Annotated in this window: 27 protein-coding genes; 14 read left to right on the forward strand and 13 right to left on the reverse strand. The window is 67.8% G+C overall.

What is annotated here, in order from left to right; genetic code table 11:
• Positions 1-193 precede the first annotated feature (193 nt).
• Positions 194-2722, reverse strand: a complete 2529-nt coding sequence (locus ABC271_RS11410) for an ATP-dependent Clp protease ATP-binding subunit (protein ID WP_412924980.1) — start codon at positions 2720-2722, stop codon at positions 194-196.
• A 107-nt stretch (positions 2723-2829) separates the two neighbouring features.
• Positions 2830-3663, reverse strand: coding sequence for a hypothetical protein (locus tag ABC271_RS11415; protein WP_412924981.1), 834 nt, complete (start codon positions 3661-3663; stop codon positions 2830-2832).
• 59 nt (positions 3664-3722) lie between these two features.
• Between ABC271_RS11415 and ABC271_RS11420 the strand changes: the two genes are divergently transcribed.
• Genes ABC271_RS11420 through ABC271_RS11430 form a run of 3 tightly spaced genes read left to right on the forward strand, consistent with a single transcriptional unit; the run spans position 3723 to position 5786 of the window.
• Entirely contained in the window at positions 3723-4487 is a 765-nt protein-coding gene (locus ABC271_RS11420; RefSeq protein ID WP_412924982.1) for an EI24 domain-containing protein, read from the forward strand.
• Positions 4488-4512: 25 nt separating this feature from the next.
• Positions 4513-4662: a hypothetical protein gene (locus ABC271_RS11425; RefSeq protein WP_166671746.1), complete on the forward strand. Its 150-nt coding sequence runs from the start codon at positions 4513-4515 to the stop codon at positions 4660-4662.
• A gap of 20 nt (positions 4663-4682) precedes the next feature.
• Positions 4683-5786, forward strand: coding sequence for a class I SAM-dependent methyltransferase (locus tag ABC271_RS11430; protein ID WP_412924983.1), 1104 nt, complete (start codon positions 4683-4685; stop codon positions 5784-5786).
• 447 nt (positions 5787-6233) lie between these two features.
• Here ABC271_RS11430 and ABC271_RS11435 read toward each other — a convergent pair whose 3' ends face one another.
• Positions 6234-6698: a DUF3817 domain-containing protein gene (locus ABC271_RS11435; RefSeq protein WP_412924984.1), complete on the reverse strand. Its 465-nt coding sequence runs from the start codon at positions 6696-6698 to the stop codon at positions 6234-6236.
• A 639-nt stretch (positions 6699-7337) separates the two neighbouring features.
• On the opposite strand from ABC271_RS11435, the gene ABC271_RS11440 reads away from it, so the two are divergent.
• From ABC271_RS11440 to ABC271_RS11455, 4 genes are all read left to right on the forward strand, one after another.
• Complete coding sequence (locus ABC271_RS11440) at positions 7338-8360, forward strand: FUSC family protein (protein WP_412924985.1); 1023 nt, start codon at positions 7338-7340, stop codon at positions 8358-8360.
• A gap of 17 nt (positions 8361-8377) precedes the next feature.
• Positions 8378-9223 (forward strand): ribokinase, encoded by an 846-nt coding sequence (locus ABC271_RS11445; protein WP_412924986.1) that lies wholly within the window; start codon positions 8378-8380, stop codon positions 9221-9223.
• Complete coding sequence (locus ABC271_RS11450; protein WP_412924987.1) at positions 9220-10146, forward strand: nucleoside hydrolase; 927 nt, start codon at positions 9220-9222, stop codon at positions 10144-10146. Before ABC271_RS11445 ends, ABC271_RS11450 begins: the two co-directional genes overlap by 4 nt.
• 67 nt (positions 10147-10213) lie before the next feature.
• Entirely contained in the window at positions 10214-10405 is a 192-nt protein-coding gene (locus ABC271_RS11455; RefSeq protein ID WP_412924988.1) for a YegP family protein, read from the forward strand.
• Between the two features lie 10 nt (positions 10406-10415).
• Here the strand turns inward: ABC271_RS11455 and ABC271_RS11460 are convergent, their stop codons facing one another.
• The 8 genes from ABC271_RS11460 to nrdH all read right to left on the reverse strand — a co-directional run bounded on the left by ABC271_RS11460 (position 10416) and on the right by nrdH (position 18235).
• A complete protein-coding gene (locus tag ABC271_RS11460) occupies positions 10416-11219 on the reverse strand; it encodes a DUF6602 domain-containing protein (protein ID WP_412924989.1) in 804 nt (267 codons plus the stop codon).
• A gap of 103 nt (positions 11220-11322) precedes the next feature.
• Positions 11323-11787 carry a Mov34/MPN/PAD-1 family protein gene (locus ABC271_RS11465; protein WP_412924990.1) on the reverse strand — a complete coding sequence of 155 codons (465 nt, stop codon included), beginning with the start codon at positions 11785-11787 and terminating at the stop codon, positions 11323-11325.
• Positions 11784-12860, reverse strand: a complete 1077-nt coding sequence (locus ABC271_RS11470) for a HesA/MoeB/ThiF family protein (RefSeq protein WP_412924991.1) — start codon at positions 12858-12860, stop codon at positions 11784-11786. The genes ABC271_RS11465 and ABC271_RS11470 overlap by 4 nt, the downstream gene beginning before the upstream one ends.
• A 350-nt stretch (positions 12861-13210) precedes the next feature.
• Positions 13211-14221, reverse strand: a complete 1011-nt coding sequence (locus ABC271_RS11475) for an SMODS domain-containing nucleotidyltransferase (protein ID WP_412924992.1) — start codon at positions 14219-14221, stop codon at positions 13211-13213.
• A gap of 169 nt (positions 14222-14390) precedes the next feature.
• Entirely contained in the window at positions 14391-15365 is a 975-nt protein-coding gene (gene nrdF / locus ABC271_RS11480) for a class 1b ribonucleoside-diphosphate reductase subunit beta (protein WP_412924993.1), read from the reverse strand.
• Between the two features lie 32 nt (positions 15366-15397).
• Positions 15398-17530: a class 1b ribonucleoside-diphosphate reductase subunit alpha gene (gene nrdE, locus ABC271_RS11485; RefSeq protein WP_412926147.1), complete on the reverse strand. Its 2133-nt coding sequence runs from the start codon at positions 17528-17530 to the stop codon at positions 15398-15400.
• An 11-nt stretch (positions 17531-17541) separates the two neighbouring features.
• On the reverse strand, positions 17542-17976 hold the full coding sequence (gene nrdI, locus ABC271_RS11490; protein ID WP_412924994.1) for a class Ib ribonucleoside-diphosphate reductase assembly flavoprotein NrdI: 435 nt from the start codon (positions 17974-17976) through the stop codon (positions 17542-17544).
• 25 nt (positions 17977-18001) lie between these two features.
• Complete coding sequence (gene nrdH, locus ABC271_RS11495; protein WP_022878810.1) at positions 18002-18235, reverse strand: glutaredoxin-like protein NrdH; 234 nt, start codon at positions 18233-18235, stop codon at positions 18002-18004.
• A 385-nt stretch (positions 18236-18620) separates the two neighbouring features.
• Between nrdH and ABC271_RS11500 the strand changes: the two genes are divergently transcribed.
• A complete protein-coding gene (locus ABC271_RS11500) occupies positions 18621-19826 on the forward strand; it encodes an MFS transporter (protein WP_412924995.1) in 1206 nt (401 codons plus the stop codon).
• Positions 19827-19843: 17 nt separating this feature from the next.
• On the opposite strand, the gene ABC271_RS11505 is transcribed toward ABC271_RS11500, so the two are convergent.
• Positions 19844-20251 (reverse strand): pilus assembly protein CpaE, encoded by a 408-nt coding sequence (locus ABC271_RS11505; protein ID WP_412926148.1) that lies wholly within the window; start codon positions 20249-20251, stop codon positions 19844-19846.
• A gap of 67 nt (positions 20252-20318) precedes the next feature.
• Between ABC271_RS11505 and ABC271_RS11510 the strand changes: the two genes are divergently transcribed.
• The 5 genes from ABC271_RS11510 to ABC271_RS11530 all read left to right on the forward strand — a co-directional run bounded on the left by ABC271_RS11510 (position 20319) and on the right by ABC271_RS11530 (position 24567).
• Positions 20319-21071 (forward strand): alpha/beta fold hydrolase, encoded by a 753-nt coding sequence (locus ABC271_RS11510; protein WP_412924996.1) that lies wholly within the window; start codon positions 20319-20321, stop codon positions 21069-21071.
• 43 nt (positions 21072-21114) lie between these two features.
• Positions 21115-22278, forward strand: coding sequence for an acyl-CoA dehydrogenase family protein (locus ABC271_RS11515; RefSeq protein ID WP_412924997.1), 1164 nt, complete (start codon positions 21115-21117; stop codon positions 22276-22278).
• The gene (locus ABC271_RS11520) at positions 22278-23552 is read left to right on the forward strand and encodes a DUF445 domain-containing protein (protein WP_412926149.1); all 1275 of its coding nucleotides are present in this window, start codon (positions 22278-22280) and stop codon (positions 23550-23552) included. Before ABC271_RS11515 ends, ABC271_RS11520 begins: the two co-directional genes overlap by 1 nt.
• Before the next feature lie 52 nt (positions 23553-23604).
• The gene (locus ABC271_RS11525) at positions 23605-23955 is read left to right on the forward strand and encodes a gamma-glutamylcyclotransferase family protein (protein WP_412924998.1); all 351 of its coding nucleotides are present in this window, start codon (positions 23605-23607) and stop codon (positions 23953-23955) included.
• 147 nt (positions 23956-24102) lie between these two features.
• Positions 24103-24567, forward strand: coding sequence for a SixA phosphatase family protein (locus tag ABC271_RS11530; protein WP_412924999.1), 465 nt, complete (start codon positions 24103-24105; stop codon positions 24565-24567).
• On the opposite strand, the gene ABC271_RS11535 is transcribed toward ABC271_RS11530, so the two are convergent.
• Positions 24557-25150, reverse strand: coding sequence for a TetR/AcrR family transcriptional regulator (locus ABC271_RS11535; RefSeq protein WP_412925000.1), 594 nt, complete (start codon positions 25148-25150; stop codon positions 24557-24559). The genes ABC271_RS11530 and ABC271_RS11535 overlap by 11 nt on opposite strands.
• A 75-nt stretch (positions 25151-25225) precedes the next feature.
• Between ABC271_RS11535 and ABC271_RS11540 the strand changes: the two genes are divergently transcribed.
• Positions 25226-25984 (forward strand): SDR family NAD(P)-dependent oxidoreductase, encoded by a 759-nt coding sequence (locus ABC271_RS11540; RefSeq protein ID WP_412925001.1) that lies wholly within the window; start codon positions 25226-25228, stop codon positions 25982-25984.
• Positions 25985-26049: the final 65 nt, after the last annotated feature.

Raw genomic sequence — 26049 nt, forward strand, 5'->3', positions numbered from 1 at the left:
GGCGGCCACCCAGGCGCCCGGGGCACCCGGTCCGGCGTGTGCCGAACTCCGGAGAAACCCGGCATCGCCGCCTCCACGCCGCGGCCAGGGCGCTGGATCGCCACGAAACTCCGGAGTTCGGCACGCACCGCGCCGGCACCCGAAACGGCGAAGGCCCTCGGAACCCGAAGGGTCCGAGGGCCGACACCAGCCGTTACGCGGCGAGTGCCTCCACCGCGGCCCGGACGACGAACCCGGATGCCGTGGCATCCACCGTCACCGCTCCCCCGTCGACCAGCTCACCAGCGACGAACAGGTCGGCGATGCGATCGTCAATCTCGCGCTGGATGACCCGGCGCAGCGGCCGTGCACCGTACTCGGGCTCGTATCCGACCTCGGCGAGGCGGTCGATCGCGGCATCCGTCACCTCGAGCGACACCTCGCGCGAAGCGAGACGCTTCGACGTGCGCTCGAGCAGCAGCCGGACGATGTCGCGCAGCTGCTCCTTCTCGAGCTTGCGGAACATCACGATGTCGTCGATCCGGTTCAGGAACTCGGGCCGCATGGCCTCGCGCAGCTTCCCCATGACGCGGTCGCGCAGGTCGGCGTCGTCGAACTCCCGCCCGGTCGTGGTGAACCCGATGGCTCCCGAACGGGATGCCAGGTACTCGCTGCCAAGGTTCGAGGTCATCACGATCACCGTGTTGCGGAAATCGACCGTGCGTCCCTGGCCGTCGGTCAGGCGCCCGTCGTCGAGCACCTGCAGCAGCAGGGTGAAGACGTCGGGGTGGGCCTTCTCGATCTCGTCGAACAGCACGACCGAGTAGGGGTTCCGGCGCACGCGCTCGGTGAGCTGTCCGGCCTCGTCGTAGCCGACGTATCCCGGAGGGGCACCGATGAGGCGCGACACGGTGTGCCGTTCGCCGAACTCGCTCATGTCGAAACGGATCACGGCGGAGTCGTCGTCGAACAGCGATCCGGCGAGCGCCTTCGCGAGCTCGGTCTTTCCGACACCGGTGGGTCCGAGGAACAGGAACGATCCGACGGGACGGTTCTCGTCACCCATGCCCGTGCGGTTGCGACGCACGGCCTTGGCGACCGCGGTGACCGCGGCATCCTGCCCGATGACCCTCGCGTGCAGGTCGTCCTCGAGGTGCGCGAGACGTCCGCGCTCGGAAGCGGTCAGACGCGACACCGGGATGCCGGTGGCCCGGCTGATCACCGAGGCGATCTCGGACTCGTCGACCACCGCGTCGGGGCGCGGGGCGGACGTGGCCTTCTCGAGCCGCTCCTGCACCGCGGTGATCTCGTCGCGGATGCGAGACGCCTCTTCGTAGTGCTCCGCCGAGACGGCGGCGTTCTTGTCGGCCTCGAGCGTGGCCAGACGCTCCACCAGGGCGGACACGTCCACCTTGGCGCCCAGGCGCAGACGCAGGCGCGCACCGGCCTGGTCGATGAGGTCGATCGCCTTGTCGGGCAGCACGCGGTCGGGAAGGTACCGGTCGCCGAGCTCCACCGCGGCGCGCAGCGCGTCGTCGGTGTACGTCACGGCGTGGTGCTCCTCGTAGGCCGAGCGGAGGCCGCGCAGGATCTCGACCGCGTCGGGGATCGAGGGCTCGCCCACCCGCACGGGCTGCAGGCGCCGCTCGAGAGCGGGGTCCTTCTCGATCGTCCGGTACTCCTTGAGCGTGGTGGCTCCCACCAGGTGCAGCTCGCCACGAGCGAGGCGCGGCTTCAGGATGTTTCCGGCATCCATCGCTCCGTCGCCACCGGCGCCGGCGCCCACGATCGTGTGCACCTCGTCGATGAAGACGACGAGCTTGCCGGACTGAGCGGCGATCTCGTCCATCGTCTGGGTGAGACGCTCCTCGAAGTCGCCGCGGTAGCGGGCGCCGGAAAGCATCGCGGCCAGGTCGATCGACACGACGCGCGTGTCGCGCAGCTGCTCGGGGACGCTGCCCTCGACGATCGCGCGGGCGAGTCCCTCGACGACGGCGGTCTTGCCGACGCCGGCCTCACCGATCAGCACGGGGTTGTTCTTCGTGCGGCGGCTGAGGATCTCGATGGTCTGCTCGATCTCGTCGGCGCGGCCGATCACCGGGTCGAGGCGGCCGTCCGCGGCGAGCGCGGTGAGGTCGGTACCGAAGCGATCCAGGTTGGGGGTCGTGGATGCCGTCTCCTCGGGCGCGGAGGGCTGCTCGCCGCCGACGACGGTCTCGCGCACCCCCTGCGTCAGGGCCTCGGCGGTGACACCGGCCTGGGCCAGGATCTGACCGGCCGGGGCGTCCTGCGCGAGGACGAGCGCGAAGAACAGGTGGTCGGGGTCGACGTAGGTCGATCCGGCCGCGCGGGCGACCTGGAAGGCGTGGAACAGGGCGCGTTGGACCGACCCCGCCACGACGGCGCCGTCGACGTCGGCGGCGGGACCGGCGGCCGGGAGGCGGCTCTCGGCGGCGCGGGCGATCGCGGCGGGGTCGGCGCCGAGACGGGCGACGGCTTCGCGAGCGGGCGACTGCCCGACGAGCACGTGCAGGACGTGCAGCGCGTCGAGTTCCCGCTGGCCGCGGCCCAGCGCGTAGCGACCGGCGTCCTGCAGCGCCTCTTGCGTGCGCGCGCTCAGGAACCGGCTGAGGTCGATCGAGCGCTCGGCGCGGGCCCGCTCACCGGCGAGGTAGCGCGCGAGGAACTCGTCGAACGACTGGGCGCCGTTGTCCCCGGCGCCGGGGGTGACATCTTCGGGCAATTCCGTCTCCTGTGATACGTGAGTGGAGTCGACTCAATTTTGAGACTTGAGCGACTGCGTATCAAGTTCAACGGTGCGGCTCCGAGGATATTCCCGGCGATCGCGCGTCAGGCCCGGAGCCGCGGGTCCGGCTCGTTCCACAGCTCCGCCGTCTGGAGGATCCAGAACACGGCGAACAGGACGAGCGCCGCCGCCTCGCCCACGAACAGCCAGGGCACGGGCCGCACGATGTCGGCTCCCCCGGCCGCCGCTGCGAGCGTGACACCGAGCCCCACCAGGGAGAGCAGGATGCCGATCGCCACCGCTGCGTACGCCGGGCGAAACCGCTCCGGTGCGCGCTGCGGGCGCCACGCGGCGATCGCGGCCACCGCTCCCACGAGAAGGAAGAACCCGACGGCGGCGACGTTGTGCCCGGCGGCGAGGAAGGACGTCGGGGCGACAGCCGCCCACACGATCACCCCCACGACGAGTGTCGCGACGGCGCCCGCCGTGAGCACGACTCCGCGGGACATCGTGCCCTGCACGATCGACAGCACGACCCCGGCGATCACGCCGACGAGGACGACGGATGCCACCGCGACACCGTTGTTCACCGCGGTGGGAATGGTCGCCGGCGGAACGCACCGGACGAGCTCGCCGCAGACCTCGGACTCGAGAGTGGTCGGGACCACGGCGATCACGAGCGCCAGCACCGCGGCCACGTCGAGAAGGCCCTGCTCGACGCTGTGGCCCGACAGCGCGACGAAGGCCGCGGCGACCACGAAGAGAGCGGCCACGAACATCGGCCCCGCCGGGGTGTAGTACGCGGCGCTCAGCGACGGGAGCGGGCCCCCGACCATCGCCTGCATCCCCACCGCGACGGCCAGAAGCAGGGTCGCGGCGAGGATCGTCAGCCGCACGTACCGATAGGTGCGCTGCGTCGACGTGGTGCGGATGCGCATGCCCACATCCTGTCAGCGAGCCCCGACGTTCCCGCGCGCCGCTCTGCGACAATGCCCGGATGCGCGAGTTTCTCCACGGCGCCCGGATGCTCCTCCGCGGCCTCGGCCAGTGGCGCCGCTCCCCCGGCGCGATGGCGCTCGGACTCATCCCCGGATTCCTCGTCGGGCTGGTCTTCGGCGCCGCCCTCGTCGGCTGGGGCATCCTCCTCGGCGAGGTCGTGGACGACTGGACGCCCTTCGCGAACACCTGGGATCCGCTCTGGGCCACCGTCCTGCGCACCGCGATCGCGGTCGCCTCGTTCGGGGCGGTCGCGTTCCTCGCGATCGTGTCGTTCACGGCGGTGACCCTCGCGGTCGGCGAGCCGTTCTACGACCGGATCTGGCGTGCCACTGAACTCACGGCGACGGGCCGGATCCCGGATGCCGAGTACGGCTTCTGGCGCGCGGCCGGAGACGCCGTGCGCCTCATCGCCCGCGGCGCGCTCGCCGCCCTGGCCGCGTGGCTGCTCGGACTCATCCCGTTCGTCGGCGGCGTCCTCGGCTTCACCACCGGTCTCCTGCTGACCGGATGGCTGCTCGCCGACGAGCTGACCTCGCGCGCTCTGTCCGCGCGCGGGCTGGACCGCCGCGCTCGCCGCGCCGTCCTCCGCGACAACCGCGCGCGAGCCCTGGGTTTCGGTGTGGCGACGCAGCTCTGTTTCCTCGTGCCGCTCGGCGCGATCGCGGTCATGCCGGCCGCGGTGGCCGGGAGCACCCTGTGGACGCACGCGGCTCTCCGCGAGACTCCCCCCGCCGCGGACCGGGCGCCCGACGCGGCACGATAGCCTGGAGCGACCGAAGGGATCCCCTATGTTCATCGTCTCGCTCATCCTGTTCGTCGGCGGCATGCTGCTCACGGGCCTGTCGTTCTCGCTCGCCGCGCCCGCGCTGTTCTTCGCCCTCGGCATCCTGCTGGTGGCCGCCTCCCTCGCGCTGCCGTTCCACTTCGGCACCCGGTAATCGCCGCCTACGACGCCCCGGTGACCTTCTCGTTCGACGACGTCCGCCGCTGGCCCGACCTCGAGGGTCCGGACCTCGTCGCGGTGGATGCCGCCGATCGCCTGATCCTCGACGAATCCGCCGCCGCGCGGCGCGACGTCCCCGACGGAACGCTCGTCGTCATCGACGACGCCTACGGAGCGCTGACCCTGGGCGCCGCTTCGGACGGAGCCCGCGGCATCCGCGTGCACCAGGACGCCCTCACCGGCGAACGGGCACTCGCTGCCAATGCCTCCCGCGTCGGACTCGACGATGCGTTCTCGTCCCACGGTCTGGATGCCGACCTCGTCCGCGACGCGCGGGTCGTCCTCCTGCGTCTGCCCCGGTCGCTCCGCGGACTCGACGACATCGCGGGTCTGATCGCCGCGCATGCCCACCCCGACGTCGTGGTGTTCGCGGGCGGCCGGATCAAGCACATGACGCCCACGATGAACGACGTGCTGCGGGCGCGCTTCGACCGCGTCGACGTCACGCACGCCCGACAGAAGTCGCGTGTCCTCGTTTCCCGCGGCCCGCACGACGGCGCAGACCCGCAGCCCGAGGCGGCCGCGGTGGACGGGCTGGAGGTCCGCGCTTTCGGCGGCGTCTTCGCGGGCGCGTCGATCGACATCGGCACGCGTCTGCTGCTGGCCCACCTGCCCGAACCGACAGCCCCCGAGGCCATCGACTACGCGTGCGGGAGCGGGGTCGTGGCCGCGGCGCTCGCGATGCGGCATCCCCACCTTCGGGTAATCGCGTGCGACCAGTCGGCCGCCGCGGTGGCCTCCGCGCGCGCGACGGCCGCGGCCAACGGCGTCGCCGACCGTGTCGAGGTCGTCCGCGACGACATGCTCGGCGCACAGCCCGACGGCAGCGCGCGGTTCATCGCTCTGAACCCGCCGTTCCATTCCGGCTCCGCGATCAACGAGGGCATCGCACCGCGCTTCTTCGCCGACGCCGCCCGCGCCCTCGCGCCCGGCGGCGAGCTGTGGACGGTGTGGAACTCCGCACTGCAGTACCGTCCGGCGCTGGAGCGGATCGTCGGCCCGACGCGTCAGGTCGCCCGCGACCGCAAGTTCACGGTCACGGTGTCGACGCGCCGCTGAGCATCAGCCGCTCTGGGGCACCCCCTCGTCCCACTTCTGACGGTGCGTGTCCCACATATGGTCAGTGCGCGCCACCCGCACCAGCCACTCTTGGGACAAGCTCCGACACGTCGCCCTCTGCAGCTCCCTTCGCGCCCTCGTCCCACTTCTGACGGTGCGTGTCCCACATATGGTCAGTGCGCGCCACCCGCACCGGCCACTCTTGGGACAAGCTTCGGCACGTCGCCCTCTGCAGCTCCCCGCGCGCCCTCGTCCCACTTCTGACGGTGCGTGTCCCACATATAGTCAGTGCGCGCCACCCGCACCGGCCACTCTTGAGACAAGCTCCGACACGTCGCCCTCTGCAGCTCCCCGCGCGCCCTCGTCCCACTTCTGGCGGTGCGTGTCCCACATGTGTCCAGCAGCAGCGGCGCCAGCCATCCATTTTTGGGACATAGTCCCGAGGGTTCAGCCCTTGCCACCCGGCGGGCCGACCACCAGCAGCACCACGAAGATCAGCGCGACAGCGAGCAGGATCAGGATGCCGAGCACCCACGGCCGCCGCAGGAAGAACCGCAGCACACGGTCGAGGGGCCGCTGATCGTGCGGGTCGTCCCCGGCCTCGAGGCGCCACGTTCCGCGCAACCTCCCGGTGCGGTGCAGCCACAGCTCGGTGGGAACCGTCGCGTACGGGATCACCGCGCTGATGATCGCGACGGCCGCGGGGCCCACGCCCCAGCGCTGGTTCAGAGCTACCACGACCGCAGTCGCGCCGTACGCCAGGAACACGAACCCGTGGATGCCACCACCGATCGTCACCGCGATCGGAAGGTCGGCGGTCGCGCGCAGGACAAGCCCCGCGATCAAGAGGGTCCACGAGACCGCCTCGGCGATCGCGAGCGTTCGAAACAGGGCCAGGGGCGTGCGGAACACGTCTCTCCTCGTTCGGGTGCGGGGCTTCCCACCCTACGGAAACGCCCCGGGGGTCACCCCTGCACTGTTCGACGTCGAGGCAGCGCGCGCTCACTCGATGGGTTCGTCGTCGTGGTCGAGCGTCGGATCCGACTTCTCCCCCTGGGCGGCGGTCGAGGTGTCGGGCTCGGGGCCGGGGTCGATCGGTTCCTTGTCGCGGTCGGCATCCATCTCTCCACCTCACCCCAGCGCCGCTCTGCACCCAAGGCCTTGACCCGGCGGTTCGGTCGCGCCAGATTGCACGACCGAACCGCCGCAATCGACACATCGCCGCCACCGAAACGCACGCAGGATCCCCGCCCACCGCGCGTCGCGCCACCTTGCACGACCGAACCGCGGCAATCGACACATCGCCGCCACCGAAACGCACGCAGGACCCTCGCCCACCGCGCGTCGCGCCAAATTGCACGACCGAACCGCGGCAATCGACACATCGCCGCCACCGAAACGCACGCGGGACCCCCGCCCACCGCGCGTCGTGCCACCTTGCACGACCGAACCGCCGCAGCGAACACAACCCCGCCACCGAAAGCCCGCACGCCGCGGCGTGTGCCCAGCCCCCACGCCGCTCGCCGCGAACACGCAACGTAGGCTGGACGGGTGGCGGAATCCCGGGGACGCGTGTGGACCGGGATCATCCGCATCGGCCCCCACCGCGGAGACCACCGCGTCGCGGCCCGAGCGGCCCTCAGCGTGGGCGTGCCGCTTCTCGTTCTGCTCGCCATCGGGCGCCTCGATCTGAGCGTCTACGCCTCGTTCGGCGCGTTCGCCGCGCTCTACGGACGCCTCGACCCGCCGCGCACCCGGGTGCGGATGCAGGCCACGGCGGGTGGCATCCTCATCATGTCGATGCTGCTCGGAACGCTGCTGTCCACCTTGACCGCACCGCCGCTCGCGAGCGTCATCGTCGTCGCCGCTCTCGCCGCGGCGGTGACGCTGTTGGCGTATCGGGCCCAGTGGCATCCGCCCGGCGCGCTGTTCACCGTGTTCGCCGCCGGCGCGTGCGCGAGCTTCCCCGCCACGACGGCGACCTTCGGGCTGGTGCTGCTCGTCGGGGTGAGCAGTGTGATCTGGAGTCTCGTCGTCACGACGGCGTTCGCCCTAGCGCGCCGAGGGTCATGGCGCCTACCGACCCGGCAGCGCCCGCCGATCGGCGCGGTCGCGTGGGAGATGACGGCGACGGTCGGCGTCGCCGCGCTCCTCGCCGGCATCGCGGGAGTGCTGCTGATCGGCAGTCACTGGTACTGGGCGATGGTGGGCGCGGTCGCCGCCGTCGGCGGTGCCCACGTCACCGCGCGGCTCATCCGGGGTGCGCAGCGTCTCGGCGGAACGCTCGTGGGCGTCCTGATCGCCGCCGGTCTGCTGGCCCTGCACCTGCCGCCGTGGGCGATCCTCCTCGTGGCTGTGGCGATGCAGGTCGGTGCCGAGCTGTTCGTCGGCCGCAACTACGGCATCGCCATGATCTTCATCACGCCGCTCGCGCTGCTCATGATCTCGCTCGCCTCCCCCGTGACACCCGATGTGCTGCTGCGCGACCGCGTGCTCGAAACGGTCATCGGAGTCGCCGTCGGAACGATCGTGGCCATCGTGTCGGCGGCGCTGCGGCGCCGACCTACCACCTGAACATGAAGGAGCCCCGGATGCCGGAGCCCACCCGAGTCGCCCTCACCGTTGTCGGGGCGATCAACGTCGACCTCACCGCGCGAGTGGAGCGCGCCCCCGGCCCGGGTGAGACGGTCGCCGACGGCGTCCTCCAGCGCGGGCCCGGCGGGAAGGGAGCGAACCAAGCGGTCGCCGCGGCGCGCCTCGGAGCGGATGTACGTATGGTCGGCGCCGTGGGCGACGACCTCGACGGGCGCGGCATCCACGAACGCTTCGCGGAACTCGGTGTCGACGCGTCCGGTGTGCAGATCTCGGATGCCGCGACCGGCACAGCCCTCATCGTCGTCGATGCGAGCGGCGAGAACTCGATCGTCGTGTGCGCCGGAGCGAATGGCGCGATCGACGCCGACGCCCTCGGCATCGAGCCGGGTGCCGCGGTGCTCGCGCAGTTGGAGGTGTCGGATGCCGTCGTCTCCGCCGCCGCGGAAGCCGCCGGGTTCTTCGTCCTCAACGCCGCCCCCGCGCGACCGCTCCCACCCGGTGTGCTCGACCGCGCCGACCTCGTGATCGTGAATGAGACGGAATACGCGCAGCTCCCCGAGGTGCACGGCGTCCCCCTGCTGTGCGTCACGCTGGGCGCCGACGGTGCACGGCTGTACCGGCACGGCGACCTCGTCGCGTCGGCGCCGGGGGTGCCGACGACCGTGCGCAACACCGTCGGCGCGGGCGATGCGTTCTGCGCGGCGCTGGTGGTGGGCCTCTTGCGCGGCGATTCCGAGACCGACGCGCTCGCGCGGGCGTGCACCGTCGGGGCCGCCGCCGTCGCCGACGACGCCTCGCAACCCGACCTGCAGCCCCTCGATGCCTACGAGGCCACCCGATGACCCGCCGCCCGATCCTGGTCGACTGCGACACCGGTATCGACGACGCGCTCGCCCTGGCGTATCTGCTCGCCGAGCCGGCGGTCGAGATCGTCGGCGTCACGACGGTCTCCGGGAACACGGATGCCGCCCGCGCCGCCGCCAACACCCTGACGCTGTTCGAGCTCGCCGGCGTCCACGACATCCCGGTCGCCGTCGGCGCGCACCACTTCCGCGGACGCGACTACGCCGGCGGCGCGCCGCACGTCCACGGTGACGACGGCGTGGGCGGCATCGCCTGGACCGCGGCAGACCGGTCCCCCGACGCACGACCCGCGGTCGAACTCATCGATCACCTCGCCTCCCGGCATCCGGATCTCACCGTCCTGGCCCTCGGTCCGTTGACGAACCTCGCCGCGTACGCCGAGACGCCCGGCGTCGCCGCGTTCGACCGGCTCGTCGTGATGGGCGGCGCCTTCGGCCACTCCGGCAACGTGACGGCGTGGGCCGAGGCGAACATCCACAACGATCCCGAGGCCGCGGCCGTCGTCTTCGCGCAGGACTGGGACACCACCCTCGTCCCTCTCGACGTCACGATGACCCAGACCCTGGATGCCACAGACCTCGTGCGCCTCGAAGCGATCCCGGGTGCTGTTCCCCAGGCGTTGGCCGCCATGCTGCCCGCGTACCTCGACTTCTACGAGGGCCGCGTCTTCCCCGACCGCCGCTGCGCGCTGCACGATCCGCTGGCGGCGATGGTCGCGGCCGGTGCGTTGCGCGGTGTCAGCGTTTCTGCGGGTCAGGTCGAAGTGCGACTCGAGCGCGGGGAACGTGGGCGGACGGTGTCGTCGCGCGGATCGACGACGCATCGCTGGGTGCGCGGCATGGAAGGGTCGGCCGTGGAGCTGCTCCTCGACCGGCTCGAGTCGCGGGAATGGCCGGGCTGAACCGCTGGTTGCGCGCCGCCAGCGCCATGATGTCCCCGTTCACAGGAACTCCAACGGGGGAGGAACCATGGCAGGCAAGTACGAGCTGTACACCGACAAGGCCGGCAAGTACCGCTTCCGCCTGCTCCGTCTGGGTGATCGTCAGATTAGCCGTTGCACCAAGGGCCAATCGCGCGGCGATTCGCACACGACTCGCGATCCTCAAGCCGAAGTTTCGCGCAGTTATGTCTCACGAAAGTTTAACTGCACCGCACTTTGATACTAGCGCATTACTGAGCCTCGATGTCATTCTCGTCGTATGCATCAGCATCGGTCTCCTTGAGCACTCGCTCATAAATCTCCAGGTCCACAGCCATTGCTGACCCTATTGCCTGCAACCGCCGAAACAGGCGCATCACGAAGAATATGAGCTGAGTGCCAGGTGCAGCAAACTCGATACCGGGGGTTAAAAGTTGAGTGTTCGCATCTCTCGGGATGTGATCAAAAGCCGAGTCATCTAGCGCAAGCCCGAAGTCGATCCACTCAGCTCCGGAGAAAGAGTCGATGTGATTCTTGGCCGAGTGTCCTTGGAGCCCGTCAATCCAGTCCGAGCGCAACGCGAGGAGACCCCCAAGAATTGGCCGGGTCAGGGGGTCAGGTCCAGCCTGAGTTCCATAGATGTCAACGATCTTTGCCGAGGTACGAGAGAGCGACCGAACGCTCGCGATCTTGTCGGCCGCGTATCGAAGGTTTTGAACATTGATGTTCTGCTTGACCTCAAATACCGCGTAGATACTTTCGACTGGGACAAACCTGCTCGATCCGGATTGAAACCAGAGTGGGGAGTATTGCCGATCGTAGATGGCGAGGTCAACTTGCTGACTCTGATTTCCCTTTGCATCGAGCGCAAAAGCGGGCCCCACCTCGTACCTACCCGGCAGAAACGAACGAAGCATGCGACCCCAGTTCGCTTCACTAGCGTCCCCGATCGTCGTCGGGTGTGACGTGAACTGCAACGGAAGCTCAAGCTCAGCCGACAGCAACTTCTGTCGATCGAGAAAGGCCTTCTTCAGGTCAATGTGTCCCGCAGCCATTAAACAATCCTTCTCTTGGTGGCACTTCTCAGTCTGAGCAAAGTGTTGCAGCAACTTCCAATCAACGCGTGGCTACGAGATCCCTCGCCCGCTGGCTATTCATCTAGGCTGCGGTCAGATGCGCAGATTGAACGCGAATTTGCCCGAAGACCCCGCGGCACCCGACCCTAGAATCGACGGTGACGTCTGCCGCACCGTTTTCAAGTATCAGCACGATCAGCGCGACTGGAGATCGCACGCCCTTCGCGATGGCCGCAAGGCTGCTGATATCAGTCGCGCTCGCGACTGACGATCGCGGGTGGGAATGCCACTCTCCGACGTATCCTAGACGCGAATCCTCTGCGTCGTCGAGGTATCTCTTGAGCGAGTCACTCGCCTCGCGATGTCCCCGCTTGTAGTCGCCGTTGGTTGCACGAGGATCGGGCACCGATAAGAACTCGTGAACCACGATCGTTGACCGTTGATGCCACCCCAAGAGAATACCGCCCGTTTCGAACGGCGCCGCCTCGCGCGCGTACCGAGACGCGAGAGCTAGCGCCGTGGGCGAGGTGACGATGGCGAAGGTCATAGGGAGTAGACGCGGATCACGCCAGCCGGTTCGGTTTGAAGGTCGGTAAGAATCCGCACGGCTACGCGGGTGGCGATTGCTGCCGCTTCCATTGCCGCGTACGGCGGCGTCATCGACACAGGGTCTCCACATCCGGCTTCAAAGAAATCATGCTCACGCCTTGAGGGAATACCGACTTCTCCGATAGCCTCTCCGCTGAGAGGGGGGACTACATCGACTCGCACTACGCGCCCCTCATCTTGTAGAGCTGCGCTGATGATATGCACACCAAAAGTTCGAGCTGCATCCGCGAGCATGGCTGATGCCATACCGTCTGCGGTGGCATCAATGACAAGGTCAAATTTTGCCAAGAGGTCGGGAATCTCAGTACGGTCGGTGAGATGACGCGCTTCTGAAGCAATGTCTGTTACGCAGTAAGAACGTTGGCTCAGTAGGCGCTGGAGCGCCTCGACCTTCGGATACCCCGCGAATGTTGACGGCAGGACATGCCGGACCGCATTGCCTGGGCGGACAATATCTCCATCACGGATAGCAAGCTGACCGAGGCCAGCACGAACTAGGTTCTCGCAGATGAATGAGCCCACTGCGCCGGCGCCGACGACGAGTACGCTCTTGCCTTCTAGTTTGTGGGCATCTCGGCCGCTTCGGAGGGAAACTACGGGCAGCGAGGTCGACGCGCTAGGCAGGGACTTCAACTCAATTGGAGCGTACGCCGTCACGAGCAGCGCAATCGCGCCTGTCGCTCCAGCGCGCCGATACCGGACCAGCAGTAGATCGAGTGCACCCAAACGGAGTCGACGATCGAGCTGTTCAACAATCTTTGGGTCGACCTCTTCCCGGATGTCCCTCCAACCCCGTGGTGGCGTGTCTGGTTCCCCGATGTCGATCACGTACCCGTAGAGCCGGTAACGTCTTGGGTTGGATTTTGCCGGCTTCATGCCGGTGCCGACGAGCACAACCGTCGCACCCTCGACTTTGAATCGGACGAATTTGCCCGTGAGGGACTCGATCCGCTCGTCGTAAAGCACGAGGGGCCCTGTGCCCGCGGGCTCGAAGTAGCGCTCCAGGTCCATTTCGGGAGTGTCTGCTGGCCAACCCGCGCTGGACGACTCCAGCCAGCGCACCACCGTTGCGACGAAATCGGCGACATCGAGCCATGGCAGACTTCCACGGCCGACCTCAGGGTAGAGGCACATCGCCCCATCTAATTCGCTGTGCCATGACGGCCGCTGATCGTCAACCGGGAAGACTCTCGGTGGCGAAAAAGGAAAGTCGTTTGTGACCTCCAGGCGAACACGCATACGTCGGGTCCCGACGTCAAGAGTGGCGGTGAGTTCGGTCGAGGTTGTGGACCTCCACCCTCGCCTCTCGAGCTGCTCGACAAAAGACTCAACGGTGGCGACAACACGCTCTTCCCAAGGAGTCATCCGAAGCGACGATCACCCGCCGGTACGATCCGCTCGCCAGCCTTGATCGGCGTTGAGGATGCCTTCTTTGTCCCGTCTTCGTTGTACCCCGCAGGCATCGGGAAAACTGTCAGACCATCGTCGACGTCACCGAGAAGGTTACGATAGGCGAGAGCAGCGAGGCCGGGATCGTCCTCGGCATAAGCCGCGCGTGCCTCTTCAGCCGCCTTTGCGAATCGATCGCGGGCAGTCTGCCATTGAAGATCCGTTGCTCGGAACGACGCCGAATGCCCGGGCATCGTCGGATCAGGCAGCTCGCGTCCCCAACTAAACTTGTCCTGCAAGTACAAGGCGATGGCTTCCAGCCCAGTCACGAACGCAAGCGCCTGGTCCTCGAACTCCACAAGTCCATTCGCGCATGCCTCATAAAGAGCGAGTTCGACAAAGAGCCCACCCGGACGCGAATCGAGAATGGTTCGTCGAGCTTGTCGGAGAAGCTTCACCGTCGGCACGTACATCTCGGATGTAGACGCGTTCATATCAGTTTTTAGCTGTGTCAGCTGCTCCGGGTTTGTGGGCTGCCAGTCGTCGGAGTCCTTCTTTGGGATCTCCCAGTACCCGTCGGGACGAGGGCGTGCGGGGACTGCGTCGACATAGAGCCCATCAAACTCCGGGAACGCCACCTGAAGCGATCGCGCCTGGCGACGCACGCGCCGGTTCCCGTCCTGATCACGACCGTATTCGCTGTCTAGAACCGTGAAAAACGCGTCCAAGACCTGGTCACCTGCGACATCCAGGCCGATCGAATACATGCGACAGAAAACGTCGACATCTTTTACCCTCCGGATCGATACATCTCGTTTATAGGACCCAATCAGCACGGGAGACAGACCCCACTCCCGGAGCGTCTCAGCTCCGGTCAGCGTGGCGCGGACAGAGGCGTGGGCCAGCGGCGCATTAATTTTATCCACGGAAGACGGCTCGATCGTCGCCAGCGCAGTCCGAAAACAGTTACTCAGTGTAGCCAACTCAGTCTCCTTAGTCGTACCCGATTTTCGACGCCCTACCTGCCCGAACTACTTCACCCTGAACCAAACACAAATTCGACATTTGTGGCCCCCACAAGGCGGTCGTGGCGAGGCAATTTTCGGTCGGAGAGTGATCATCTGGTTGCGTTCTGAATTAGCCGTCTGGAAGCTAGAAGTCCCAGTCGTCGTCTTCCGTAGCCTCGGCCTTGCCGATGACGTACGACGAACCCGATCCCGAGAAGAAGTCGTGGTTCTCGTCGGCGTTGGGCGACAGGGCCGACAGGATCGCCGGGTTCACGTTCGTCACCGACGACGGGAACATCGCCTCGTAGCCGAGGTTCATCAGCGCCTTGTTGGCGTTGTAGTGGAGGAACTTCTTCACGTCTTCGCTGAGGCCCACCGAGTCGTAAAGGCTCTGCGTGTAGTGCACCTCGTTGTCGTACAGCTCGTACAACAGCGAGAACGTGTAGTCCTTGATCTCGTCGCGGCGCGCTTCGTCGACCTGCTCCAGCCCGCGCTGGAACTTGTAGCCGATGTAGTAGCCGTGCACAGCCTCGTCACGGATGATCAGGCGGATCAGGTCGGCCGTGTTCGTGAGCTTCGCGCGGCTCGACCAGTGCATCGGCAGGTAGAAGCCCGAGTAGAACAGGAACGACTCCAGCAGGGTCGAGGCGACCTTGCGCTTGAGCGGGTCGTCGCCACGGTAGTAATCCATGACGATGTGCGCCTTCTTCTGAAGGAACTCGTTCTCGGTCGACCAGCGGAACGCCTCGTCGATCTCCTTCGTCGAGCACAGCGTCGAGAAGATCGACGAGTAGCTCTTCGCGTGCACCGACTCCATGAACGCGATGTTGGTGTACACCGCCTCCTCGTGGGGCGTGATCGCGTCGGGGATGAGCGAGACCGCGCCCACGGTGCCCTGGATCGTGTCGAGCAGCGTCAGGCCCGTGAAGACCCGCATCGTCAGCGTCTGCTCGTCGGGGGTCAGCGTGTTCCACGACTGGATGTCGTTGGACAGCGGCACCTTCTCGGGCAGCCAGAAGTTGTTGACGAGACGGTTCCAGACTTCGAGGTCTTTCTCGTCCTGGATGCGGTTCCAGTTGATGGCCTGAACGTGATTCAGCAGCTGCAGCTTCTCAGCCATGGTGTCCTCAATACGAATTCGTGATCAGCGGATCAGAGCATGCACGAGACGCACTCGGTCATGTCCGTGCCCTCGAGCGCCAGCTGGCGGAGACGGATGTAGTAGATCGTCTTGATGCCCTTCTTCCACGCGTAGATCTGGGCCTTGTTGATGTCGCGGGTGGTGACGGTGTCCTTGAAGAACAGCGTCAGCGACAGACCCTGGTCGACGTGCTGCGTGGCGGCGGCGTACGTGTCGATGACCTTCTCGTAGCCGATCTCGTAGGCATCCTGGTAGTACTCCAGGTTGTCGTTCGTCATGAACGGCGCCGGGTAGTAGACGCGACCGAGCTTGCCTTCCTTGCGGATCTCGATCTTCGACGCGATCGGGTGGATCGAGCTCGTCGAGTTGTTGATGTACGAGATCGAGCCGGTCGGCGGGACGGCCTGCAGGTTCTGGTTGTAGATGCCGTACTGCTGGACGGATGCCTTCAGCTCACGCCAGTCGTCCTGGGTGGGCACGGGGATGCCGGCGAAGAGCTCCTTGACCTTGGCGGTCTGCGGCTCCCACACCTGGTCGGTGTACTTGTCGAAGAACTCTCCCGACGCGTACGTCGAGTCGGCGAAACCGTCGAAGGACGTGCCGCGCTCGATCGAGAGGCGGTTGGACGCCCGCAGCGCGTGGAACAGCACCGTGTAGAAGTAGATGTTCGTGAAGTCGATGCCCTCTTCGGAGCCGTAGTGCACGTGCTCGCGAGCGAGGTACCCGTGCAGGTTCATCTGGCCGAGGCCGATCGCGTGCGAACGGTCGTTGCCGTCCTCGATCGAACGGACGGAGGCGATGTGGCTCTGGTCGCTCACCGCAGTGAGGGCACGGATCGCGGTCTCGACCGTGAGGCCCAGGTCGCGGCCGTCCATCGCCAGGGCGATGTTCATCGAACCGAGGTTGCAAGAGATGTCCTTGCCGATCTCGGCGTACGAGAGGTCTTCGTTGTAGGACGTCGGGGTGTTGACCTGCAGGATCTCCGAGCACAGGTTGGACATGTTGATCCGACCCTTGATCGGGTTGGCCTTGTTTACCGTGTCCTCGAACATGATGTACGGGTAGCCCGACTCGAACTGGATCTCGGCGAGGGTCTGGAAGAACTCGCGCGCGTTGATCTTCGTCTTCTTGATGCGCGGGTCGTCGACCATCTCGCGGTACTTCTCGGTGACCGAGATGTCGCCGAACGGCTTGCCGTAGACGCGCTCGACGTCGTACGGCGAGAAGAGGTACATGTCTTCGCCGTTCTTGGCCAGCTCGAACGTGATGTCGGGGATGACGACACCGAGCGACAGCGTCTTGATGCGGATCTTCTCGTCGGCGTTCTCACGCTTGGTGTCGAGGAAGCGCAGGATGTCGGGGTGGTGCGCGTTGAGGTACACGGCACCGGCGCCCTGGCGGGCTCCGAGCTGGTTGGCGTAGCTGAAGCTGTCTTCGAGGAGCTTCATCACGGGGATGATGCCCGAGGACTGGTTCTCGATCTGCTTGATCGGGGCGCCCGACTCGCGGATGTTGGACAGCAGCAGGGCCACGCCGCCGCCGCGCTTGGAGAGCTGCAGCGCCGAGTTGATGCCGCGGGCGATCGACTCCATGTTGTCTTCGATGCGGAGCAGGAAGCACGAGACGAGCTCGCCGCGCTGCGCCTTCCCGGCGTTGAGGAACGTCGGGGTCGCGGGCTGGAAGCGGCCCGAGATGATCTCGTCGACGAGCTGGACGGCGAGGCGCTGGTCGCCGTCGGCGAGCGCGAGGGCGGTCATGACGACGCGGTCTTCAAAGCGCTCGAGGTAGCGCTTGCCGTCGAAGGTCTTGAGCGTGTAGCTCGTGTAGTACTTGAACGCGCCGAGGAAGGTCTCGAAGCGGAACTTCTTGCCGTAGGCACGGTCGTTGAGCTCCTGGATGAACTCCAGCGAGTACTTCTCGAGCACCCTGGGCTCGTAGTACTCCTTCTCGACGAGGTAGTCGAGACGCTCCTTGAGGGAGTGGAAGAACACGGTGTTCTGGTTCACGTGCTGCAGGAAGTACTCCCGCGCGGCCCGCTTGTCGGCGTCGAACTGGATCTTGCCGTCGGCGTCGTACAGGTTCAGCATCGCGTTGAGGGCGTGATAATCCAGCCCCTCGAATCGCGCCTCGGTCTTGAAGTCCACGTCGCTCAGCCCTACTTCCACCACTGTTCCAATCCTTCGGTGACGCGCTCGACGTCTTCTGGTGTGCCGAATACTTCGATGCGATACAAGTGCGGCACGGAACACTTGCGGCTGATGACATCTCCCGCGAGGCCGAAGGCGTCGCCGAAGTTGGTGTTGCCCGCGGAGATCACTCCGCGGATGAGACGTCTGTTGCTTTCCTCGTTGAGGAAGCGGATGACTTGCTTGGGGACGGCGCCCTTCTCGACGCCACGACCGACACCGCCGCCGTAGGTGGGGGTGACCAGCACGTAGGGTTCGTCGACGTGGAGCGGCGGGTCGGTCGGTCGCAGGGGGATGCGGACGGCCCGCTTGCCGAGCTTCTCGATGAAACGTGCGGTGTTGCCCGACACGCTCGAGAAGTAGACGAGCAGCGGAGCCTCGGTCTCCGACATGACAGCGCTCATGAGAACCCTCTGAGCCCGTCGGGGATCAGGCCAGGCGCGAGGCCAGCTCGTCGATCTTGTCGGGACGGAAGCCCGACCAGTGGTCCTCGTCGGTGATGACGACGGGGGCCTGGAGGTACCCGAGCGACTTGACCTGCTCGAGGGCCGCAGGGTCTTCCGTGACATCGAGGACGTTGTACTCGATGCCCTTCGAGTCGAGTGCGCGGTACGTCGCGTTGCACTGGACGCAGGACGGCTTGGTGTAGACCGTGATCGCCATTTCGTTCTCTCTCTCCCCTGGAAAATCGTCGTCCGGTCGCTTGGAGCGGGCCGGGAGCTCAATACTACATATGGGGACGGACATCGGGGGGAACCACAAGGGGTAGTAGTTACACGAGTGTGATTTTCCACCACTCTCCCCAAATACAACACAGGTTGTCCACGATTTCATCCACAGGTGGCAGACCGTTTTCGACCCCGACGAGGCCCGCCGTTCCGCGGATTTCACGCCTCCTTCCGGCATCCGTCCACAGTTCGGACGTTAGACGGGGGTTCCGACATCGCACAGGGGGTGGATATCGCGCTTCGGCGTGTCGCGGCGTGTCGCGCAAACGATGCGACCGCCATCACACCGCCGTGTCGGAGGCACCGGGTAGCGTGGTGCGGTGGCCGGCTACCGCGTACTCCTCAGAACCCCCGGCGTGGGGCGCATCATCGCAGCTCAGCTGACCGCGCGATTCCCCAACGGCATGATCAGCCTCGCCGTGCTTCTGCACATCGAGCACGTGACCGGTTCGTACGGCGCGGCGGGTCTCGTGCTCGCCGCCACCAGCGTCGGCCAGGCCATCGCGGGTCCCGTCACGAGTCGCTGGATGGGTCGATGGGGCATGCGCCGCGTGCTCACCGTCACGCTGCTGTTCTGCGCGGCGGCAATCGCCGCGATCGCCCTGCTCGTCGTCCCCCTGCCGGTCTACATGGCACTCGGGCTGCTCGGCGGTCTCGCCACTCCCCCGGTGCAATCGGCCGTGCGCACCATCTATCCCAAGATGGTCAATTCCTCGCAGTTGACCCCGCTGTACTCACTGGATGCATCTCTCCAAGAGATCATCTGGGTGCTGGCACCCGTGCTCATCACCCTGGTCGGAACGCAGGTGGGCACCGTCCCGGCGCTGCTGCTCATCGTCGTCATCCTCCTCGGCGGGGGCGCGTGGTTCATCCTCAGTCCCGAAGTGGGGCGCGTCCGCATCCCCCGCAGCCGCCGCGCCCTGGGCACGGTGCTACGCAAGCCGCCCGTCATCCTGGCGACCGCGACCGGGTTCCTCCTCATCGGCGCGTGCGCCGCCGTCGAGGCGGGAGTCGTGGCCACGTTCGACCACGGCGGGCTCGAGGCGGGTCTGGTCCTCGCCGTCTTCGCGGTCGGCAGCCTCACGGGCGGTCTCGCCTTCGGTCACATCCCGATCGGCCCCTGGGCGATGGCGCGTCGGTTCGCGATCGTCGCGGTCGGCCTCAGCCTCACGATCTTGTCGCTCAACGCGTGGTGGCTCGGTGCGACGCTGCTGGTCGCGGGCGCGGGCATCGCTCCGGCCCTAGCCGTGATGTTCGCGATGACCTCGGCGAGCGTGCGGTTCAGCGAGACCGCCGAGGCGTATGGCTGGATCGGCACCGGTCAGCTCATCGGGGCGGCGGCGGGTTCGGCCGTCGCCGGATTCCTCGTCGACGGCGTCGGACCCCAGGGCGCGTACGTCGCGGCGGCAGCGTTCGCCGTCGCCGGACTCCTCGTCTCGGCACTCTTCGTGCGCGGCTTCCCCGACCTCCGCCACCGCGACGCGAGCCCGATCCCCGACACCGAGCCGGTGCACACCATCACCTGAGGCACCGCGCCGAACGATCAGTGCTGAAGCCGGCGCAGAAGCTCCAGCACCGCGAGCGCGTACGCATCGGCCGGCTCCGGGTGCTCGAAGACGAGCGTCGTCCCCCCGACCGAGATCTCCACCTCGTGCGTGTCGGCCAACCGCCGCAAGGAGCGGAACGCGGACCGCAGCATCTCACGCAGCTGGGCCTCCGACGGCAGCCACAGCGCGTCCTCGGTCGCGACCGAGTCCAGCGCCCACTCGGTGGTGCCGTTGAACGCCAGGATCCGCCCGGTCGGGTACTCGCGGGGTTCCACCGTCATCTCGCTCACGGTGAAGATGTCCGCCTCGAACTCGGGTTCGTTCAGTTGGAACCGGTCGCCCGAGCGCGGATGCCACACCAGCCCGGCCTCGCGTAGTGCCAGCGCCATCTCGGTCGAGATCATGGCATCCATTCTGGTGGCGCTCCGCGCCGGCGGGGCCGCATCCCGCGCACCCGACAGAATGGATGCCATGCCTACTCCCCTGGTCCTGCCCCGCCTGTCGTGGGGTGCCGTCGGTCGGCCCACCGCGCTGCTCGCCCACGGCCTCGGCTCGGATGCCGCCCTCATGTGGCGTCTCGGAACCGCGCTCGCCGATGCGGGCTGGAGTGCCGTCGCGGTTGACCTCCGGGGTCACGGCGACGCGCCGCGGGCACTCGACTACACCCTCGCGGCATACGGGGCCGACCTCGGGGCGACGCGTCCCGACGACGGCGGCCCCTGGGATGCCGTGATCGGCCACTCCCTGGGCGGCGCGGCGGTGACCATCGCCGCCGCGGAGGACGCGGCGTGGACGCGTCGCCTCGTGCTCATCGACCCCGCGATCCTGCTGGCCGACCGCGACCGCGAGACCGTGAGGGCGAGCCAAGAGCAGGCGTTCGCCGACCCGACGGTGGAGGCGGTGCGCGCCGAGCACCCCGACTGGCATCCCGTCGACGTCGAGTTGAAGGCCCGGGCGACGCGACGCGCCAGCCGGTGGGCCATCGAGCAGACGAGCGCGCAGAACACCACGTGGGATGTGCGCCCCGAGGCCGCCGCCCTGAGCGTTCCGACGCACATCATCGGCGCCGACCCGACCGTGTTCTCGATCTTCACCGGAGCGCTCGCCGCGGAGGTGCTGCAGAACCCCGTCGTCACGATGTCCGTCGTGTCCGACGCCGGGCATTCGCCCCACCGTGACCGTCCCGACGCGACGGTGGCGGAGCTCCTCGCCGCGCTCGCCTGACTCGACGGCCGCGATGTCGGGTGGGAGGACCAGAATGGATGCCATGTCCTCCGCGTTCGATCACGCTCGGTTCCTCCCCGACGACCTGCTCGCCCGTCTGCGCGAGCGCGCGCCCGTGCACGACCGCGACAACACTTTCCCCCACGATGACCTCGACGATCTCCGCGCGGCGGGGTACCTCGGCATCCTGGCACCGGCGGAGCTCGGCGGAGCGGGCCTCTCCCTCGCCGAGGCGGCTGTCCTGCAGCAGCGCCTCGCGGGAGCGGCTCCAGCCACGGCGCTCGCGGTGAACATGCACCTCGTGTGGACGGGTGTCGCGAAGGTGCTGCGCGATCGCGGCATCGACGACCTCGAGTTCGTCCTGCGCGGCGCGGCAGCGGGCGAGGTGTTCGCCTTCGGGATCAGCGAGGCCGGCAACGATCTCGTGCTGTTCGGCAGCGACACCGAGGCGGCGCCCGACGGCGAGGGCGGATACCGCTTCACGGGGACGAAGATCTTCACCTCCCTTTCTCCCGTGTGGAACCACCTGGGTGTGCACGGGCTCGACACGACGTCCCCCGACGCCCCCAAGATGGTGTTCGCGTTCCTCGATCGCGATGACAGCGTCGTCTCGCGCGACGACTGGAACACGATGGGCATGCGCGGCACGCAGAGCCGCACGACCGAACTGCACGGGTCCCACGCTCCCGCCCACCGGGTGGTCAGGCGACTCGACCCGGGCCCGCAGCCCGACCCGCTCGTGTTCGGCATCTTCGCGGTGTTCGAGATCCTGCTCGCCTCGGTGTACACCGGTATCGCGCGGCGCGCGCTCGACCTGTCGGTCGACGCCGCACGCGCCCGCCGATCGAAGAAGACGGGCGCCAGCTACGCCGCCGACCCCGATATCCGGTGGCGCATCGCCGACATGGCGCTCGCGTACGACGCCCTTCCGCCGCAGATCGCGGCGCTCAGCCACGACGTCGACGCCCGCGTTGACCACGGCGCGCGCTGGTTCTCGCTCCTGGCCGGGGTGAAGCACCGCGCGGTGACCGCGGCCAAGACCGTCGTCGACGAGGCAATGCTCGTGAGCGGCGGCTCCTCCTACTTCGCGCACACCGAGCTCAGCCGCCTGTACCGCGACGTCCTGGCCGGCCAGTTCCACCCCTCCGACCCCGAGTCCGCGCACTCCGCGCTCGCCACGGCGTGGCTCGGACCGGTCGACGCGTGATGGCGCGCACCCCGACGGCGCTCCTGAGCCCCGCCGATCAAGAGCGCCGCCGCGCACTGCGTCGGATGAAAGCCGTGGCGCTCGGTGCGCTCCTGGGCATGGCCGTCATCTTCGCCGTCGCGTTCGCGCTGCAACGCGACGTCGAATGGCTGCAGTATGTTCGGGCCGCCGCCGAGGGCGGCATGGTCGGCGCGCTGGCGGACTGGTTCGCGGTGACCGCGCTCTTCCGGCGGCCGCTCGGTCTCCCGATCCCGCACACCGCGATCATCCCGCGGCGCAAAGACGAGATCGGTCAACAGCTCGGGGAGTTCGTCGAGACGAACTTCCTCGAAGGAGACGTGGTCCGCACCAAGCTTCAGGCGACGCCGCTGGCCGCACGAGCGGGGGCGTGGCTGGCCGACCCGGCGCACGCCGAGCGTCTCGCGGCGGAGGGCGCGACCCTCGCCTCGAGTGTCCTGCGCGCGCTCAGCGACGACGATGTCCAGGGCCTGATCGAAGACCTCGCCCGTGAGCACCTCCTCGAGCCGGACTGGGGCCCGTCGGTGGGCGGCTGGCTCGAACGCGTCGTGAGTGCCGATGCCCACCACGGCGCGGTCGACCTCGCTCTGGACAACATCGCCGTGTGGCTGGGCAACAACCGCGACATGTTCCAGGGTCTGGTGTCGCGGCGACTTCCGTCGTGGGTGCCGAGCCTTGCCCAGCGACTCGTCGACGACACGGTCTACCGCGAGGCGGTCGGATTCGTCGATGCCGTCCGCGCCGAGCCCCACCACCAGGCACGGGTGGCCATCGACGAGTACCTCGCGCGCCTCGCGGACAACCTCCAGCACGACCCCGCCACCCGGATGCGCCTCGAAGAGGCCAAGGCATCCGTGTTCGACAGTCCGCGGGTCCGCGGACTCGCCGCCGACGCGTGGAACACCGCCAAGGCCGGACTCCTCCGCTCCCTCGCCGACCCCGCGAGCGCGCTGCGCCGTCGGGCCGCGGCCGCCCTCGCCGACATCGGTGAGCGCCTGCAGAACGAGGAGTCGCTGCAGCGCCGCGTGGACGGCTGGGTCACCGATGCGGCCGTCTTCCTGGTCGAGCGGTACCGCCACGACATCGCCTCGATCATCACCGACACGGTCGAGCGGTGGGATGCCGAGGAGACCACCGAGAAGATCGAGCTCATGGTCGGGCGCGACCTGCAGTACATCCGCCTGAACGGTACGATCGTCGGCGCGCTCGCCGGCCTCGCCATCTTCACGGTCGCGCGCCTGGCCTGGGGCTCCTGACTCCTCGAGACACACACCGCCACCACACCGCATCCGTGGATAGCCTGTGCGCGTGAGCTTCGGTCCCGGCGCTGAGCCCCTCTTCACGTATGGAACGCTCCAGCTGCCCGAGGTGCAGCTGGACACCTTCGGACGCCTGATCCCCGGCGAAGACGACGTCCTGCACGGCTACCGGCTCGAATGGACCGAGATCGATGACGATCGCGTCGTACGGGTGTCGGGTTCCGATTCGCATCCGATCCTGCGCCGCACCGATGATCCGCGCGACCGGGTCTTCGGTCGCGTGCTCGCTCTCACCGCCGACGAACTCGATGCCGCGGACGAATACGAGGTGGCTCTGTATCGCCGCGTCTCGGTGACGTTGGCGAGCGGTATGCGGGCGTGGGTCTACGTCGGTCACTGAGATCTCCCTGCCACGGGACACGCCGTGCGCGCTACCCCGTTCGTTCCCGCGTCGCCGTCGATATTCTCGTTTCGGATGCCGGCTCGACCCTCACGCCACTTGCGCGCTCCGCGTCCGATTCCTCGATAGCAGAGCAGCGGAGAGACGATGATCCAACTGATCCTGGCGCGGCACGCCAAGTCGGACTGGGCCGACGAAGGACTCGACGACCACGAGCGACCGCTCAACGACCGCGGCCGCCGCGAAGCCCCCGCCATGGCGCGATCGGCCCTCCGCCGCGGAGTGCGCCCGGAGGTACTCCTCACCAGCACAGCCGTGCGGGCGCGCAGCACGGCCGCTGCGTTCGCCGAGGAGTTCGAGGTCGATATGACCGAGCAGCCCGAGCTCTACCTCGCCGACGCCGACGCCCTTCTCGAGACGGCGCGCGCAACCGGCGCGCACGAGGTCATGGTCGTGGCGCACGACCCGGGCATGAGTGAGCTCGTGTCGCGCCTCGCCGAGCGCGACGTGCGGATGGTCACGTCGGCGGTCGCGATCTTCACGTGGCACGAAGGCGACTGGAACGACGTCGGGACGACCGCGCCCGACGAGTTCGAGCTGCTCACTCCCTGACGTACCGCGCCGTCCCCGAGACGGGGGCCGAGACCCCGAACGCTCGCGCCAGCACCTGCTCCGGCCGCCCGTCATCGTGCTCGGCCCACCAGGTCAGGGCGGAGCTGACGACGGCCGCGAGAGCGTGGGCGCGGACGACCGCGGCGAGCTCGTCCCCTTCCGGATCGCGTTCGACGAGGAACCGCCGCGTCTCATCGGTCACCGCGGTCAGCCGCGGATCCGCGCGGAGATCGAGCGCGGGGGTGACGTGGATGACCCGCAGGCGGCGCCGCGTGACCTCGATCTGGTCGTCCGGGAACGCCGACGCGACGACGTAGGCGGACTGCAGAGCACGCACCGCGTCGGGGCCGTCATCTGCCTCGAGGGCGGCGCGGAAGCGCGCCACGAACTCGTCGAGGCCGCCCCAGACGAGAGACTGCTTGCTCGGAAAGAGCCGAAACAGCGATCGCCGGCTGACATCCGCCTCGCGGGCGACGTCGTCCATCGACACCGCATCGAAGCTCTTCGTATCGAAGAGGCGCAACGCGACGAGCGAGACGGCATCCGGGGAGATCGTGCGCGGCCGGCCGGGGGAAGAGGTCATGGCATCCTTTCGGCACTCAGTGCTATAAACGGTGCTGACGCGCCTCGCGCCACCCGATCTCGAGGAGGAGTTCTCATGTCACCGTCATCCACCGGACGATTCGCCGGCAAGACCATCATCGTCACCGGAGCCGGATCCGGCATCGGACGCGCCACGGCTCACCGGATCGCGCACGAGGGCGGCCGCGTCGTCGCGACCGACGTCGTCGCAGAGCGCCTGGACGCCCTCATCGCCGAGCTCCCGGGCCTCGACGTCGCCACCGTCGTCGGCGACGTCTCCTCCGCCGACACCATCGACGCGCTCCTGGCTGCCGCCGGCGAACGGATCGACGGGCTCGCCAACATCGCGGGCATCATGGACGGCTTCCTGCCGCCCAGCGAGGTCGACGACGCGACGTGGGACCGCGTGTTCGCGGTCAACCTCACCGCCCCGATGCGCCTGACCCGCGCGGTGCTCCCGCGCATGATCGATGCGGGAGCCGGCTCCATCGTCACCGTCTCGTCCGAGGCCGGCCTCCGCGGCTCGGCAGCCGGAGTCGCGTACACCTCGTCGAAGCACGCCGTCGTCGGCTTCACCAAGAGCGTCGCGTTCTTCCACGGCCCGCAGGGAATCCGCGCGAACGCGGTGGCACCCGGTGCCGTCTCGACCAACATCGAGGCGCCGATGCGAAGCGAATACGCCGGGTCACGGATCGGACCGCTGATGCAGGTCGTGATCCCCCCGGTCGCCCAGGCCGAGCAGCTCGCCGCCGCGATCACGTGGCTGCTCAGCGACGACTCCGCGAACGTCAACGGTGCCATCCTTCCCAGCGACGGCGGCTGGTCCGCGATCTGAGCCCGGCTGCTCGCCGGGGCGAGCGTCCGGGACACGCCGTTCGCCATCATCCGCATCGGCGCGTC

It is taken from the genome of Microbacterium canaveralium (genome assembly GCF_047238045.1).
Lineage (GTDB): Bacteria > Actinomycetota > Actinomycetes > Actinomycetales > Microbacteriaceae > Microbacterium.

Coding starts and splice junctions, on each gene's coding strand:
- nrdI (WP_412924994.1), bottom strand. CDS start 17,976: ATGAGCGCTGTCATGTCGGAGACCGAGGCTCCGCTGCTCGTCTACTTC.
- ABC271_RS11465 (WP_412924990.1), bottom strand. CDS start 11,787: ATGACCTTCGCCATCGTCACCTCGCCCACGGCGCTAGCTCTCGCGTCT.
- ABC271_RS11505 (WP_412926148.1), bottom strand. CDS start 20,251: ATGATCTCGACCGAGATGGCGCTGGCACTACGCGAGGCCGGGCTGGTG.
- ABC271_RS11540 (WP_412925001.1), top strand. CDS start 25,226: ATGTCACCGTCATCCACCGGACGATTCGCCGGCAAGACCATCATCGTC.
- ABC271_RS11530 (WP_412924999.1), top strand. CDS start 24,103: ATGATCCAACTGATCCTGGCGCGGCACGCCAAGTCGGACTGGGCCGAC.
- ABC271_RS11510 (WP_412924996.1), top strand. CDS start 20,319: ATGCCTACTCCCCTGGTCCTGCCCCGCCTGTCGTGGGGTGCCGTCGGT.
- nrdF (WP_412924993.1), bottom strand. CDS start 15,365: ATGGCTGAGAAGCTGCAGCTGCTGAATCACGTTCAGGCCATCAACTGG.
- ABC271_RS11420 (WP_412924982.1), top strand. CDS start 3,723: ATGCGCGAGTTTCTCCACGGCGCCCGGATGCTCCTCCGCGGCCTCGGC.
- ABC271_RS11455 (WP_412924988.1), top strand. CDS start 10,214: ATGGCAGGCAAGTACGAGCTGTACACCGACAAGGCCGGCAAGTACCGC.
- ABC271_RS11520 (WP_412926149.1), top strand. CDS start 22,278: ATGGCGCGCACCCCGACGGCGCTCCTGAGCCCCGCCGATCAAGAGCGC.
- nrdH (WP_022878810.1), bottom strand. CDS start 18,235: ATGGCGATCACGGTCTACACCAAGCCGTCCTGCGTCCAGTGCAACGCG.
- ABC271_RS11445 (WP_412924986.1), top strand. CDS start 8,378: ATGCCGGAGCCCACCCGAGTCGCCCTCACCGTTGTCGGGGCGATCAAC.
- ABC271_RS11415 (WP_412924981.1), bottom strand. CDS start 3,663: ATGCGCATCCGCACCACGTCGACGCAGCGCACCTATCGGTACGTGCGG.
- ABC271_RS11515 (WP_412924997.1), top strand. CDS start 21,115: ATGTCCTCCGCGTTCGATCACGCTCGGTTCCTCCCCGACGACCTGCTC.
- ABC271_RS11535 (WP_412925000.1), bottom strand. CDS start 25,150: ATGACCTCTTCCCCCGGCCGGCCGCGCACGATCTCCCCGGATGCCGTC.
- ABC271_RS11425 (WP_166671746.1), top strand. CDS start 4,513: ATGTTCATCGTCTCGCTCATCCTGTTCGTCGGCGGCATGCTGCTCACG.
- ABC271_RS11470 (WP_412924991.1), bottom strand. CDS start 12,860: ATGGACCTGGAGCGCTACTTCGAGCCCGCGGGCACAGGGCCCCTCGTG.
- ABC271_RS11450 (WP_412924987.1), top strand. CDS start 9,220: ATGACCCGCCGCCCGATCCTGGTCGACTGCGACACCGGTATCGACGAC.
- ABC271_RS11460 (WP_412924989.1), bottom strand. CDS start 11,219: ATGGCTGCGGGACACATTGACCTGAAGAAGGCCTTTCTCGATCGACAG.